This is a genomic window from Bifidobacterium sp. JNUCC 75 (assembly GCF_054819865.1).
Genome location: NZ_JBTHIF010000001.1, coordinates 419,266 through 432,437, shown reverse-complemented (window position 1 = coordinate 432,437; position 13,172 = coordinate 419,266). Strand labels below are relative to the sequence as shown.

At 58.8% G+C, this 13,172-nt stretch carries 13 protein-coding genes; 7 read left to right on the top strand and 6 right to left on the bottom strand.

Translation table 11 applies throughout. From position 1 onward, the window contains the following. Positions 1-31: 31 nt before the first annotated feature. Both purC and purT read right to left on the bottom strand, forming a co-directional pair. Positions 32-784, bottom strand: a complete 753-nt coding sequence (purC, locus tag ACVWNW_RS01805) for a phosphoribosylaminoimidazolesuccinocarboxamide synthase (protein WP_046323160.1) — start codon at positions 782-784, stop codon at positions 32-34. Between the two features lie 77 nt (positions 785-861). Then, the gene (gene purT / locus ACVWNW_RS01800) at positions 862-2,169 is read right to left on the bottom strand and encodes a formate-dependent phosphoribosylglycinamide formyltransferase (RefSeq protein WP_052733358.1); all 1,308 of its coding nucleotides are present in this window, start codon (positions 2,167-2,169) and stop codon (positions 862-864) included. 135 nt (positions 2,170-2,304) lie between these two features. On the opposite strand from purT, the gene ACVWNW_RS01795 reads away from it, so the two are divergent. The 5 genes from ACVWNW_RS01795 (at position 2,305) to ACVWNW_RS01775 (ending at position 7,101) form a co-directional block, all read left to right on the top strand. Beyond that, a complete protein-coding gene (locus ACVWNW_RS01795; RefSeq protein ID WP_454482682.1) occupies positions 2,305-3,357 on the top strand; it encodes a methionine ABC transporter ATP-binding protein in 1,053 nt (350 codons plus the stop codon). After that, the gene (locus ACVWNW_RS01790) at positions 3,354-4,034 is read left to right on the top strand and encodes a methionine ABC transporter permease (RefSeq protein WP_045935580.1); all 681 of its coding nucleotides are present in this window, start codon (positions 3,354-3,356) and stop codon (positions 4,032-4,034) included. Before ACVWNW_RS01795 ends, ACVWNW_RS01790 begins: the two co-directional genes overlap by 4 nt. 25 nt (positions 4,035-4,059) lie before the next feature. Then, positions 4,060-4,941: a MetQ/NlpA family ABC transporter substrate-binding protein gene (locus ACVWNW_RS01785; RefSeq protein WP_454482680.1), complete on the top strand. Its 882-nt coding sequence runs from the start codon at positions 4,060-4,062 to the stop codon at positions 4,939-4,941. 33 nt (positions 4,942-4,974) lie between these two features. Continuing rightward, on the top strand, positions 4,975-5,838 hold the full coding sequence (locus ACVWNW_RS01780) for a MetQ/NlpA family ABC transporter substrate-binding protein (protein ID WP_110417419.1): 864 nt from the start codon (positions 4,975-4,977) through the stop codon (positions 5,836-5,838). Positions 5,839-5,928: 90 nt separating this feature from the next. Beyond that, positions 5,929-7,101, top strand: a complete 1,173-nt coding sequence (locus ACVWNW_RS01775) for a glycosyltransferase (RefSeq protein WP_198230120.1) — start codon at positions 5,929-5,931, stop codon at positions 7,099-7,101. A 12-nt stretch (positions 7,102-7,113) separates the two neighbouring features. Here the strand turns inward: ACVWNW_RS01775 and ACVWNW_RS01770 are convergent, their stop codons facing one another. Both ACVWNW_RS01770 and ACVWNW_RS01765 read right to left on the bottom strand, forming a co-directional pair. After that, complete coding sequence (locus ACVWNW_RS01770) at positions 7,114-7,890, bottom strand: ABC transporter permease (protein ID WP_198208297.1); 777 nt, start codon at positions 7,888-7,890, stop codon at positions 7,114-7,116. Next, on the bottom strand, positions 7,887-8,816 hold the full coding sequence (locus tag ACVWNW_RS01765) for an ABC transporter ATP-binding protein (RefSeq protein ID WP_454482677.1): 930 nt from the start codon (positions 8,814-8,816) through the stop codon (positions 7,887-7,889). The genes ACVWNW_RS01770 and ACVWNW_RS01765 overlap by 4 nt, the downstream gene beginning before the upstream one ends. A 158-nt stretch (positions 8,817-8,974) precedes the next feature. Here ACVWNW_RS01765 and ACVWNW_RS01760 point away from each other — a divergent pair, with 158 nt between their 5' ends. Both ACVWNW_RS01760 and ACVWNW_RS01755 read left to right on the top strand, forming a co-directional pair. Continuing rightward, positions 8,975-9,667 carry a response regulator transcription factor gene (locus ACVWNW_RS01760; protein ID WP_454482675.1) on the top strand — a complete coding sequence of 231 codons (693 nt, stop codon included), beginning with the start codon at positions 8,975-8,977 and terminating at the stop codon, positions 9,665-9,667. Between the two features lie 49 nt (positions 9,668-9,716). Further along, entirely contained in the window at positions 9,717-10,622 is a 906-nt protein-coding gene (locus tag ACVWNW_RS01755; RefSeq protein ID WP_461196307.1) for a sensor histidine kinase, read from the top strand. A 190-nt stretch (positions 10,623-10,812) separates the two neighbouring features. Here the strand turns inward: ACVWNW_RS01755 and ACVWNW_RS01750 are convergent, their stop codons facing one another. Continuing rightward, positions 10,813-11,862, bottom strand: a complete 1,050-nt coding sequence (locus tag ACVWNW_RS01750; RefSeq protein ID WP_454482671.1) for an NAD(P)-dependent alcohol dehydrogenase — start codon at positions 11,860-11,862, stop codon at positions 10,813-10,815. Positions 11,863-12,115: 253 nt separating this feature from the next. Next, on the bottom strand, positions 12,116-13,141 hold the full coding sequence (locus tag ACVWNW_RS01745) for a threonine aldolase family protein (protein ID WP_454482669.1): 1,026 nt from the start codon (positions 13,139-13,141) through the stop codon (positions 12,116-12,118). Positions 13,142-13,172: the final 31 nt, after the last annotated feature.

The following is a 13,172-nucleotide window of genomic DNA, read 5'->3' as shown; positions in this document are numbered from 1 at the left end:
AGGCGATATGCTCGCTTCCGGGTCGACCGATTCAGCTGTTCGATTGGCTTTCGCGCTCCTCCAATTCGGTGAGCCCATCCAGAATGGTTTGATAAGCCGGAATGATGCTGCCCAGGTCCCTGCGGAAGATGTCCTTGTCCAGGTGGGTGACATGGCCGTCATGATTGTTGCTGATAGCCCAGAGCCTGCAGGTGTCGGGGGTGATCTCGTCGCCGAGAAGGATGATGCCCGAACCGGTCTTGCCCATTTCGATCTTGAAGTCCACCAGCTCCACGTTGATGGCGCGGAAGATGCCGGTCAGCGCCCCGTTGATCTCCCGGGTCTTAGCAGCGATGATGTCCAGATCCTGCTCAGTGGCCAATCCCAGGGCCAGAATGTCGTCCCGGTTGATAAACGGATCATCCAGGGGATCGGACTTGTAGAAGAATTCCAGCACAGGCTGCTTCAAGGCGGTGCCTTCCGCAACCCCGTACCGTTGGGCGAAGGAGCCAGCGGCCCGGTTGCGCATGACAATCTCCAGGGGGAACATGTCCAGCCGACGGTTGAGCTGTTCGGTGTCGGAGATGCTGCGTACGAAGTGGCTGGGTATGCCCCGGCGGGCCAACAGGGAGAATATCACCGTGGTGATTCTGTTGTTCAGTCTGGCCTTGCCTTCGATATTGGCCTTCTTGGCCCCGTTCCCCGCGGTGGCCTGGTCAGTGTACTCAACCCAGAGTATGTCTGGATCATCCGTCTCGTACAGTTTCTTGGCTTTGCCTTGATAGCGCATTCCCAACTTTTCCACTGTTCGCCTTCCTCGAGTTTGTTGCGAATTGGAAACTTCTGCACTGCTTGGGACACGACCACCATAGCAAGCCCGGGTTACATCCCCGCGCCTACCCGGGGTTTCAGATCGTTGACCACAGCTTCGGCACGTTCGGTGGCGGTCTGCAGGTCAGGACCCAGGGCCAGGACTACGCCCATGCGACGCTGACCATGCACTTCCGGCTTGGAGAAGATGCGCAGATCAGTGCCTGGGTGATCCAGGGCCTGCGGCAAACCTTGGAAGCTGACCGGTCCCTGGCCCTTGACCAGGATGGGACGGCTGACCGCGCATGTCCCCTCCGGCAGACTCAGGGCCAGATCCTCCTGGTGGACTGGAACGCCCAGAATAGCCCTGGCGTGAAGATCGAACTCGGTCAGCCGCTGGGAGATCATGGTCACCATGCCGGTGTCGTGGGGGCGCGGCGCTACCTCGTTGAAGAGCAGCGAACCGTCGCGCAGAACAAAGATCTCCACTCCGTAAATACCCCAACCGGTCTCGCCGCTTTGGCGGGCCAGGGAGGTCATGGCCTCAACCAGCCGGGTGGCCATGGTCCGAGCCTGCTGCAAGATGTCGGGATTGAGCTCCGCCGGTTGCCAGGAGAGCCGGTAGTCCCCGTCCTCCTGCCGTTGGCCTATGGGCGTGCAGGTGGCAACGCCGGCAGAGGAAGCCACGGTCAGAACGGTCAGCTCATGGGCCAGGGGGGCCAGAGCCTCTACGATGACTTCGGCTTTGCCTTGATGTTTGGTGGCTGCCCGGCCCTGGGTCAACGCAGAATTCCAGGCTTGCGGCAAGCCCTCTCTGCTCCGTACCAGAGTTTGCCCGTGGCCGGAGGAGCTCATCAGGGGTTTGACCATGCATGGGTAGCCCACCTGGTCCGCCGCGCTGGCCAGTTCTTCGGGGGAGTCGGCGAATCGGTAGGGGGTAGTAGGCAGGCCCACCTGCTCGTGGGCGAAGACGCGCAGAGCCCGGCGGTCCATGCACATGGCCGCCAGGGGGGCGGCAGGCACCACCTGGATGCCCCGGGCCGCGGCACCGACCAGGCGGTCTGTGGCAATGGCCTCCACTTCAGGCACGATCAAATCGGGCTGGACCTTGTCGATCAGGTCCTCCAGGGCCTGCGGATCGCTCATCTTCACCTGATAGCCGGCATGAGCCACCTGGGTGGCCGGTGCGCCGGGATATGAGTCCGCCGCACCCACCCAAGCTCCCAGCCGCATAAGGCTGATGGCAATCTCACGGCCGAGTTCGCCGGCCCCTAAGAGAAGGACTCGTGTGGGTCTTGGACCCAGAGGAGAGCCGAACGGTCGCTCCCCAGGATTGATAGTGTTGATAATCCGCTGCTGACCGGATGCGCTCATACCCATATTCTGCCACCGACCCGTAGACCAAGCAGGTGAATTATCGATACATGCCTATAAACGACATCTATAGAGGCCTGCTTGTCCACTGGCCGCCGGGACGATTACCATGTCATCCAGTCGACCAGGGAAGGCGGGAACGTGAGCGAGCGGACACCGGCGGTGCGGATGGAGCACCTGACCAAGACCTATCACAGCGACGACGACGAAGACAAGACGGCACTGGCCGACATCGATCTGACCGTCGAGACTGGGGATATTTTTGGCATTATTGGCCTGAGCGGAGCGGGCAAGTCCACCTTGGTCCGCTGCATCAACGGGCTGGAGGATTATGACTCGGGCAGCGTCAAGGTCCGCGGCCGCGAGGTCAAGGACCTGGCTCCGGCCGAGTTGAGGGACTTGAGACGTCGTACGGGTATGATCTTCCAGCACTTCAACCTGATGCCCTCCAGGACGGTGGCCGATAATGTGGGCCTTCCTCTGCGGGGGAACGGCCGCGACCGTGCATCTCGACGGGGCCGGGTGTCCGAGCTTCTGGAATTGGTGGGACTGACCGAGCTGGCTGACCATTATCCCGCTGAGCTCTCCGGCGGCCAACAGCAGCGGGTGGCTATCGCCCGAGCCCTGGCCAATGAGCCGGATATCCTGCTCAGCGACGAGGCCACCAGCGCATTGGATCCGACCACCACGCGCTCCATCCTTCAACTGCTGCGTGATCTGCATGACCAGCTGGGCATCACTGTGGTCATGATCACCCACGAGATGTCGGTCATCAGGCAGATCTGCAACCGGGTGGCGGTCATCGATAAGGGCGTCATCGTGGAGCAGGGCAGGGTCTTCGACGTCTTTGCAGACCCCAAGGCCCAGCTGACCAAGTCCTTCGTTGCCACCACCTCCAACCTGGACAAGGTCAAGGATCTGATGGCCGCCGATTCGCCTCTGGTGGCCCTTGAACCCGGACAGATCCTCATGCGCATGTCCTATGTCTCCAAGGAGGTCTCCGAGGCCCTGGTCTCCACCATCAGCCGTCGCTACAACCTGGACGTCAACATCATCTTCGGCGACATCGATGTGGTGGAGGGGGCACCCTTGGGCGGACTGGTGGTCAGGATGGGCGGCGACCCTGAAAACATCCGCCAGGCCATGGAATACCTGCGCTCTCGCAACATCGGAATCGAGGTTCTCAAGTCATGACGTCCCTGCTTACCACCTGGTTCCCCAACGTCATGAGCCGGCTGCCGGAGTTCTTCAGCAGCATGGTTCAGACCCTGGTCATGGTCGGCGTCTCCGGGGTGATTTCCTTCCTGTTTGCTCTGGTCATCGGGGTGGGGCTGATCATCAGCCGACGTGACGGCATCCGCCACAACGGCCTGGTCTTCACCATCCTGGACAAACTGATCGACCTCTTCCGCTCCATCCCCTTCATCATTCTGGCGGCGGCCCTGGTGCCGGTGACCAGGATGCTCATGGGTACGGCCATCGGGCCCAAGGGGGCGATTTTCCCGCTGGTTGTAGGCATCACTCCCTTCTTCTCCCGGCAGATCGAGTCGGCCCTTGCCGGTCTGGACCCCGGGTATGTTGAGGCGGCGGAATCCATGGGCATGACCACCTGGCAGATCATCTGGCACGTCTACCTGCGTGAGGGCATCCCCTCAATCATCAGGGTGACCACCATCACCATCGTCAGCTTGGTGGGCGAGACCGCCACCGTGGGCATCGTGGGCGGCGGCGGTCTAGGTGACTTTGCCATCCGTCTGGGCTACCAGCGATCCATGAACGACGTGACCATCGCCACCATCATCGTGCTGGTCATCTTCATAGCCCTGATCGAACTGTTCGGCCGGCTTCTGGCCGAGGTCGTCGAACACTGAGCAACCGGGGAAAGGTCAGATTATCGTGGTCGGTCGTAGTCGCGTCGGCAAAAAGAACAGAGCTAAGATCCAGCTGGCGGCGCTCAGTCTGGTCATCGTCCTCCTGCTGGCGCTGGTGGTCGGTACCGATGTCCGTCTGAACCAGGTAGGTGCCGATGTCAAGGTCGTCAAGGTCGGCGTCATCGGCAGTTCGGACGATCAGATCTGGAAGGCCGTCCAGACAGAGCTGGATCGGCGGGGTGAACACATCAGAATCGAGCTCAAGCCCTTCCAGGACGCCATCTACGTCAACCAGGCCACGGCCAACCGCGAGGTGGACTTCAACGCCGCCCAGCATTACGCCTACCTGCAGGACGATGTGAAAACCAACCACTATCAGCTGGCCGTGCTTGGCAATACCTATATCTCGCCCATGAACCTCTACTCACAGCGCTATGACAAGCCCTCGCAGTTCCAGGACGGCGACCGAGTAGCCATTCCCAACAACGCCACCAACATGGGCCGTGCCCTGAAGGTCCTGGCCGATGCCAAGCTGATCGGGTTGCGCGACCCCAAAGCCACCAACCCGCTGCCCGAGGATGTGGTGGACAACCCCAAGCATCTGAGCATTGAGCAGGTGGATCCGGCCGGCATCCTTAATCTGCTGCCCGACTACGCAGGTGGTGTCACCAATGCCAACTTTGTGGTCGATGCAGGTCGCAGCGTGCACGATGCCATCCACGAGGTTCCCTACGATCTGCAGAACCCGGCCAACAAGCCTTACATCAACATCATCGTCACCACCAAGGATCAGCGGGACAACCCCACCTACGCCGCAGTGGTGCGCGCCTATCATTCCAAGCCCGTAGCCGACACCATCGTCCGTGTCTACAAGGGCGCCTGCTTGCCGGCATTCAAGGTTTCCTGATGCGATAGGTTCCAGCAATGAAGGAGGACGGATATGAGCACCAGAAGAACCAGGGCCAAGCGAGAGCTGGCGGCTGTCTCGGTCGTCATCCTGGTGGTCGCCGTCCTGATGGGCGTGGCCTATGTCAAGGTCAACCAGCCCGAACGTGGCCAGCGGGAGATCAGCATCGGCCTGGTGGGTGATGCCGATGAGGAAATCTGGAAGGCCGTTCAGCACGAGCTGGACCAGCGCCGGGCAGGCATAACAATCAAGCTCCGGTCCTTCCAATATGGGCGCTACGCCAATCAGGCGCTGGCCAATGGGGAGATCGACCTGAATGCCTTCCAGCACTACGCCTTTCTGGAGCAGGAGTCCAAGCAGCACGGGTATCGGTTTGCCGCCATCGGCGACACCTACATTTCACCGCTCAACCTTTACTCAAAGAAGTACCGGAGCGTCGACCAGATAGGGCATGGCGAGCGGCTGGCCATTCCCAGCGATCCCATCGACCTGGGCCGGTCCCTGAAAGTGCTTGCCAGCGCCGGACTGATCGGGTTGCGAGACCCCAAGGCCACCACGCCGGTTCCCGAAGACATCGTCGACAACCCGCGTGGGCTGGTCCTGGACCAGGTCGACCCACCGGGAATCGTCAAGGTTCTGCCCGACTATGCGGCCGGCATCACCAACACCAATTTCATCCTGGATGCCGGCATGAAGATCCAGGATGCCATTTACCAGGTGCCCGGCGATCTCAAATCGCCAGCCAATCACCCCTATGTCAACATCATCGTGGCCAGGCAGGCCGACAAGAACGACCCCGCCTACAAGGCTCTGGTCTCCGCCTACCACAGCCGATATGTGGCTGACGCCATCAACCGCTACTACCGTGGGGCAGCCGTCCCGGCCTTCTCCTACTAATAGTGACTGCAATTAGTGGGTGCAATCGGGTCGTCGCCCTGTCTTGGTCCGGCCCAAGGCTGCTACTGATGAACAGCGAAGGGAACGCTGATGAGGGATCATGATCGCCTGACGCTGGCCCTGGTCCTGGACTCCTTTGGCAACAGGGGCAACGGGACATCCAACTCCGCCATCCAATACGCCCAGGGCCTGGAGGCGCTGGGACATCGGGTCCGTCTGGTGGGGGTGGGATCGACCGACTATCCGGCACGGGTGCATCGCATTCCTCTGGTCTCCAGTGTGGCGGCCAGGCAGCAGATGAGCTTCGCTCGTGCTGATCCGGATCTCTTCCGAAGAGCCTTTGCCGGTGTGGATCTGGTTCATATTTACGAACCTTTCGCCTTCGGCCGCGCCGCCCTGTCCCAAGCTAGATCCATGGGCATACCGGTGACAGCCGGCTTTCACATTCAGCCTGAGAACATCACCTATTCCTCTGGCCCATTGCGCTACCTGCCCGGGGTGGATGCGGCCATTTACAGGCTGTTTCGGTTCTGGCTCTACGACCATGTCAGGCACATCCACGTTCCCACCCAGCTGACGGCCGACCTGCTGCGCTCGCATGGATACAAGGCCTGCCTGCACGTCATATCCAACGGGTACCAGCCCAGGTTCAACCCTGGTGACCGATATGAGCGGGACCGATACGAACGGCAGCGATCCGGTCGGCTGATCCAGGTTGTGGCCTCTGGCAGGCTGGCCCGGGAAAAGGACCATCTGACTTTGATCCGTGCCTTGGCTCTTTGCAAAAACAGACGCAGGATCCGTCTGACCATAGCTGGTACAGGACCCATGGAGCACCGACTGAAGGCAGAAGCCGCCCGGCAGCTGGACGGCATGCAGGTCTCTATTGGATTCCATCAGAACGCGACCATGCCCGATCTGCTCAGGCAGGCCGACCTGCTGGTTCATCCATCAATAGCGGATCTGGAATCGGTCAGCGTCCTGGAGGGGATGGCCTGCGGCGCAGTCCCGGTTATCGCCCGATCCATCCTGAGCGCCGCCGGTCATTTCGCCTTGACGCAGCATTCGCTCTTCCCGGTCGGCAAGGCTCAGGCGCTAGCTTCGCAAATCGACTGGTGGGTAGACCATCCTGATGCCCTTGCAGTCTGGTCCAGTCGCTATGCCGAACATACCAAGGAACATTACTCACTGGATGCCTCCGTCAGGGCCTTTGCCCATATGGCCGTGCAGGCCGTCAGCGATCAGGAGCCGGGCCGGGTATAGGCTTGACCTGGCTTAGATCTCCTGCCTGGATATGATCAGAGCCGATCCGAAGATGGCCACCAGGACCACGCCTGCGGATACTCCGGCGTAGATCCAGGCCTGATCGGCCTTCAGAGTGTTAAGGATGATCTGTTCGCCGAACCCGACGAAGTCGAGGTATTTCAGCCAGTTCAATTTAAAGGCATACTCCACGAGGCCGATCAGCATGGGCCATATCACGATCACCACCGCTGGGATGACCAGGGATTTGGTAAGGATCAAGAGGATAATGCCTAGGCTGATGATGACGGAGATGCAGAAGCTGACCGATAGGGTCATGACGGCCACATCCTTGCATAGGATGCCCCAACCGGCTCCAGGCTTCCTCCCTAGGGCCAGTCCGGTGATCAGGATGGTGATGAAGTAGCACAGGGTTAGGAGGATGATGTCGATCAGGATAGTCGCGTACTTGCCGAGGATGAACTGTATGCGCGAGATGCCCGATGTCAGCGTGTTCTTCAGAGTGTGCTGGCTGTATTCCGCACCAATGACAATGACGAAGACCGCGATGTAAAAGTAGATTAGAGACGAGGCGGAGGCGACACCTGCTTGCAGGCCTGTCCTAATGGTCCAGCTTTGCCCTGCGATTTCCGACAGTTTATGAGCGTATTCTTCGCCTCCGGTGGTGATTCCCATAGTGCTCTTGCGCCATGTGGTCACTATGCCGAGTGCCATAGTGGCAATGAGCAGAATCAGCATGCCGATGGAACGTCGCTGCCTGTAAAAGTCGGCCCTGATCTGGTTAATCATTGTTTCCTCGACTCTTGAGAATCCTTGTTGAGCAGATCTGTGAAATATTCCTCCAACGATCCCTTCTGCTGGCTGATTTGATTGACCAGGATGCCTTCCTGAACCAGAAGTCTGTTGATGGGGCCCGGCTCCAGGTTCTCCTGCCTGATCAGAATCTGATGGTCGTCAAGGACTTGGAAGGGGCCGATTCCCTGGCGATCCAGGAGCATGGCGGCCCTGGAGCTCTGGTCCACGTCGATCAAAAGTCCATTTTGATTGATCCGGTCCAGTTCATCCTTGTTGACCTCCTTGATTAGGCGGCCGTGGCTGATGAATCCGAACCGGGAGGAGACCAGATAGAGTTCGCTCAGAATGTGACTGGAGATGAGAATGGTCGTCTGGCGTTCCTTGTTGAGCCTGTCCAGGAGTGTTCTGAATTCCATAATTCCTGCCGGGTCCAGGCCGTTGATGGGCTCGTCCAGAATCAGGAAATCAGGCCGTGTGAGGATGGCCATGGCCAACCCCAGGCGCTGACGCTGGCCAAGAGAGAGGTGACCGGCCCGAGTCTTGGCCTTCTCGCGCAGACCAACGAAGTCGATGGTCTGATCGATGGCCTTGTCGTCGGCCAGCCCGTGCTGGATGGCTGTCAGCTTCATATTCTGGCTGACGGTCAGTTTTTTGAAGGCGGCCGGAGCCTCAATGATCGAGCCTATTCTGCTTAGTATCCGGCTGTCCTTGCCAATTGTGTGCCCCATCAGCCTTATGGTTCCCTCCTGGATGGGGGAGAGCCCGGTGATCAGACGCATAAGAGTGGTTTTGCCGGCGCCGTTCTCACCAATCAGCCCGTAGACCTCGCCCTTGTTTATGGAAAGGCTGACATCGTCCAGTGCCTGAAAGCGTCCGAACCGTTTGCTGGCATGGCTGATATCCAGAATGGTATCGTCCATGGGGTTCCTTTCTCTATGTCGCTATCAGAGAATCTAAAGTGCCTTTCTTAATTGCATGGCTAAGAAATCATTAAGAATTGCATAAATCCGTTTGGGGCGAGACCGGCCTCGTTAGGTGGCTTCAGTAACATGAGAGTGACCTGCGAAAGGAAGACAGTATGTCGACGATTCTGGTCGTGGAGGATCAGGAGGACATCCAGTCCCTGCTCAAGGATGTGCTGGGCGAGACCTACAGGATTATCCAGGCGACGACGGGCGCCCAGGCCTTGGCCCGCTTTCAGCAGGAGGAACCCGACCTGATCCTTCTGGATCTGATGCTCCCTGTAGTTACCGGGGACAGCGTCCTCAAGGCCATTCGGCATATGTCGTCGGTGCCGGTCATCATCCTCACGGCCATTCAGGATAAGACCAGAACCGTCAGCCTCCTGGAGCAGGGCGCCAATGATTATGTGACCAAGCCTTTCGACATTGACGAGCTCCGCGCTCGTGTCCAGGTCCAGCTGCGCCAATCCGGGGCACTGAAAGCCGATGCGGATGCAGCAGGTGAATCCGACGCCAAGATTTGTTTTCAGGGGATCGAGCTGGACCGGATGGAGCACACGGTCAGCGTTGATGGGCACAGGGTCGAACTGGCACGCAAGGAATTCGCCATCCTTGAGCTTCTGATGGACCACCCGCATCGGGTCTTCGAGAAGGAGGACCTCTACAGGCAGGTTTGGAACCAGCCATACATCAATGCCGAGAATACTCTCAATGTGCACCTGAGCACCTTGCGGACCAGTCTGAACAGATACGCCGGCAGTCAGCGCTACATCGTGTCGGTCTGGGGCATCGGCGTTCGCCTGGTCTGAATTCGGATGGAAGAAAGAACGATGAATAAGGGTCGTCGGAGGTGAATCCGTGAAGGTGGCCGCACTTGTTTTGGGTCTTGTCGCCCTCGCCCTGGCGATTGGCCTGATAATGCTGATTGTCGACCTCAAACGGATCAGTGACGATCTGGACTTCATCAACCATGCCGACACTAACGCCTTGGTAACCACTGGGTCCAATACCGGGCTCATCCGCACTCTGGCGGATAGGATCAATGCCGTTCTGAACAAGACCAGGCGGCTGCAGATCACCCAGGCTGAGCAGAACAAGCAAGTCCGGCAGATGCTGACCAACCTAACCCATGACATCAAGACCCCGCTGACCGTGGCCAGGGGATACGCCCAGCTGCTCAAGGAGGGATCGGCTGATCAGGAGCAATTGGGTAAGATCCTCAACAACCTGCAATCGGTGGATCACTATCTGCATTACCTGATGGATTTCAATCTGATACAGGAGAAGAGCGTGAGCCTGGATCTGACCAGGGTGAACCTATCGGCATTGGTTCAGCAGGAGCTCTTCAATGCCTTCGATTCTCTGACCGCGCGGTCCGTCACGGTGGAGCCCAGAATTCAAACTGGTGTGGAAATTACGACGGATCAGATCATGATGAGTCGAATAATTCAGAACCTGATTGGCAACTGGCTCAAGTATGCGGAGGAATCAGCCTGGGTGGACCTGCACAAGAGTGAAGATGGACGAATTCATTTGGACTTCGGCAACAAAACTACGGGCGAAGCAGTCGATGTGGACAGGCTCATGGAACGGTTCCAGACCGATGACCAGTCACGTACCAAGATCAGAAGCACAGGTCTGGGTCTGAGCATCGTTGATTCCCTGGTGGATTCGCTCAGCGGCTCCATGAGGCTGGAATCTGCCGACGGTATTTTCCTGGTCCACTTGTTGTTGGGTGATGCTCTGCAATCGAAGGAACTGTAAATAACGTAGGCTTGAGGGAGCTTGGTAAGATGCTGTGGCCGGTCACGGTCTTCACGACAAGACCGTGACCGGCCATCAGCGCATGTAGGCGGAGAATGGGGTCAGCACATGAATCTGACAGCACCTAAATCTGATTGTGCTTAAATCCGGCCGACAGATGAGCTGCTTCTCCGTCTACAATCAGGGGAAATCAGGCCTTGGTGTGGGGCACTATAACAGCCCTGGCCGAGAGCTTGTTGTCGACCAGCTTGTGGTAGGCATCCAGGGCATTATCCAGTGAGTAGGTTTCGATCTCGGTCTCGATCTGGCCGTTGCGATACATGTTGGCCACATCGTAGAGCTCAGGGATGGAACCCCAGTAAATGCCAAGCAGCTCCTGCTCCCAGGGCTTGGAGTACCAGTCGTACTCCGCCTTGCCGCCGGCGATGCCGACCACGGTCACCCGGGATCCCGGGCCGCCCGAAGCCTGTGCGGCAGCGATGGTCGGGGCCACACCCACGAAATCGAAGGCGGCATCCACGCCCTCCCCGTGGGTGATCTTCCTGATGTTCTCCACCTGGTGCTCGTCGCTGACCACGGGGATGGCACCCTTGGCCTCAGCCTTGGCCAGGGCCTCCGGCTTGGTGTCGGTGGCGATCACGGTGGCACCGGTCAGGGCGTGAAGAATCTGAATGGCGATCTGACCCAGTCCGCCCAGGCCAATGACCAGAGCGTACTTTCCGCCGCCGTTCAGGTGGGGCATGGCAGCCCGGATGGCGTGGTATGGAGTCAGGGCAGCGTCAGCCAGGGGTGCAGCGCCGATGGGATCCGCATCGCCCAGGGGCACCAGGTTGCGGGCCGGGACGGTCATGTATTCTGCCATGCCGCCGTCGCGTCCCAGACCCAGGGCCAGGGATTTATTGGTGGCGGCGCTGGAGCAATAGTTCTCCTGGCCGGCCACGCAGTGAGGGCAGTGGCCGCATCCGGTGGGTCCATAGACAATGTAGGCATCACCCTTCTTGAAGCCCGTGACATCTGGTCCTACCTCTTCGACCCAACCAGTGGTCTCATGTCCCAGAATGAATGGCGGCTTGGTGTGGCTGCCGGTTTCGGGGGTGTAGTCCTGGAAGACGGAGACATCAGAATGGCAGCAACCTGCCCCGGCCACCTTGAGTAGAACCTCGCCGCTCCCGGGTGTCGGCTCCGGCACTTCCTTGAGGGTGGGGAAGGTATTGTATTCTTCGAAAACAACGGCTTTCATAAGCGTCCTTTCATCGTTGAAATAATTCCGCTCCCGTGCTCAGGGCGGAGGTGTGCAACAGCATCGTTGCAATAAAAATCTTACTGAATGACAGCTTTGCACTCACCCGAACGAGTGTGATATGTCCAACAATGCAGGGTGAAAGCCATATACATATAACATATACATATAAATACCCCTCCCCGAAGGTTGATTGGCGGGGGAGGGGTTGCAGGATTACCTTGGTCTTGCCTTCGTTTAGCGTGAGCGGCTTTTACAGCAGATTGATCAGGGCTTGGGTGTCCTCGACTGTCGTCGCCCAGGAGGTGGCCAGCCGGATCACGGTGTGGGTGGGATCGCTGCGTTCCCAGAAGTCGAAGGCGACCTGCTTGGACAGCTCCTCCATGCGTTCATTGTCCAGGCGGACGAAGGTCTGGTTGGTTGGGGAATCCATGACAATCTGATACCCCTTTTCCCGCAAGGCCTTTTTGATCATCGCTGCCGTCTGGATGGCGTTGCGGCTGATTCGTGAATAGAGATCGTCGGTAAAGAGGGCATCGAACTGCACTCCCAGGAGTCTTCCCTTGGCAAGAAGGGCACCTCTTCTTTTGATCATGGTGCTGAAATGCTCGGGGGCATTCCCTCTGGGGAAGACCACCGCTTCACCGCAGAGTGCTCCGACTTTGGTTCCGCCGATGTAGAAGACGTCGCAGAGACGGGCTATGTCCGTCAGATCGACGTCGGTTCCGGGAGCTACCAGTCCGTATCCCAGCCTGGCCCCGTCCAGGTAGAGGGGAATCTTGTATTCCCGACAGGTCCGCGAGAGGTCTTCCAGCTCCTGGCGGGTGTAGAGGGTCCCATACTCGGTGGGATGGGAGATGTAGACCATGCCGGGGAAGACCATCTGCTCATGGTTTCCGTCGGCATAGAAGCCTTCCAGAAAAGCGTCAAGGTCCTCTGCGCGAATCTTGCCCTGTTCGCCGCGAATTGTCAGAACCTTGTGGCCTACGGCTTCGATGGCGCCGGCCTCATGGACATTGACATGGCCAGTATCCGCAGCGACCACTCCTTGATATGACTTCAGCAGGCAGGAAGTGACGACCTGGTTGGTCTGGGTTCCTCCGGCCATGAAATAGACCTGGGCCTGGGGGCAGCCACAAGCTTGGGCGATTTTCTGAGCAGCGGAGGAGCAGTACCGATCTTTGCCGTACCCGGGAAGGTGCTCCATGTTGGTGTCGATCAGCCGCTGCAGGACTGCGGGATGTGCGCCCTCGGAATAGTCGTTGACGAATGACAGCATGTGGGTCCTTCCTGTTCGATGATAATTGGCT

What these genes read in the sequence shown, in the direction of transcription:
- purT (WP_052733358.1), bottom strand. Translation starts at nt 2,169, where the DNA reads ATGGGTATGAGCGCATCCGGTCAGCAGCGGATTATCAACACTATCAAT.
- ACVWNW_RS01790 (WP_045935580.1), top strand. Translation starts at nt 3,354, where the DNA reads ATGACGTCCCTGCTTACCACCTGGTTCCCCAACGTCATGAGCCGGCTG.
- ACVWNW_RS01780 (WP_110417419.1), top strand. Translation starts at nt 4,975, where the DNA reads ATGAGCACCAGAAGAACCAGGGCCAAGCGAGAGCTGGCGGCTGTCTCG.
- ACVWNW_RS01775 (WP_198230120.1), top strand. Translation starts at nt 5,929, where the DNA reads ATGAGGGATCATGATCGCCTGACGCTGGCCCTGGTCCTGGACTCCTTT.
- ACVWNW_RS01770 (WP_198208297.1), bottom strand. Translation starts at nt 7,890, where the DNA reads ATGATTAACCAGATCAGGGCCGACTTTTACAGGCAGCGACGTTCCATC.
- ACVWNW_RS01765 (WP_454482677.1), bottom strand. Translation starts at nt 8,816, where the DNA reads ATGGACGATACCATTCTGGATATCAGCCATGCCAGCAAACGGTTCGGA.
- ACVWNW_RS01760 (WP_454482675.1), top strand. Translation starts at nt 8,975, where the DNA reads ATGTCGACGATTCTGGTCGTGGAGGATCAGGAGGACATCCAGTCCCTG.
- ACVWNW_RS01750 (WP_454482671.1), bottom strand. Translation starts at nt 11,862, where the DNA reads ATGAAAGCCGTTGTTTTCGAAGAATACAATACCTTCCCCACCCTCAAG.
- ACVWNW_RS01745 (WP_454482669.1), bottom strand. Translation starts at nt 13,141, where the DNA reads ATGCTGTCATTCGTCAACGACTATTCCGAGGGCGCACATCCCGCAGTC.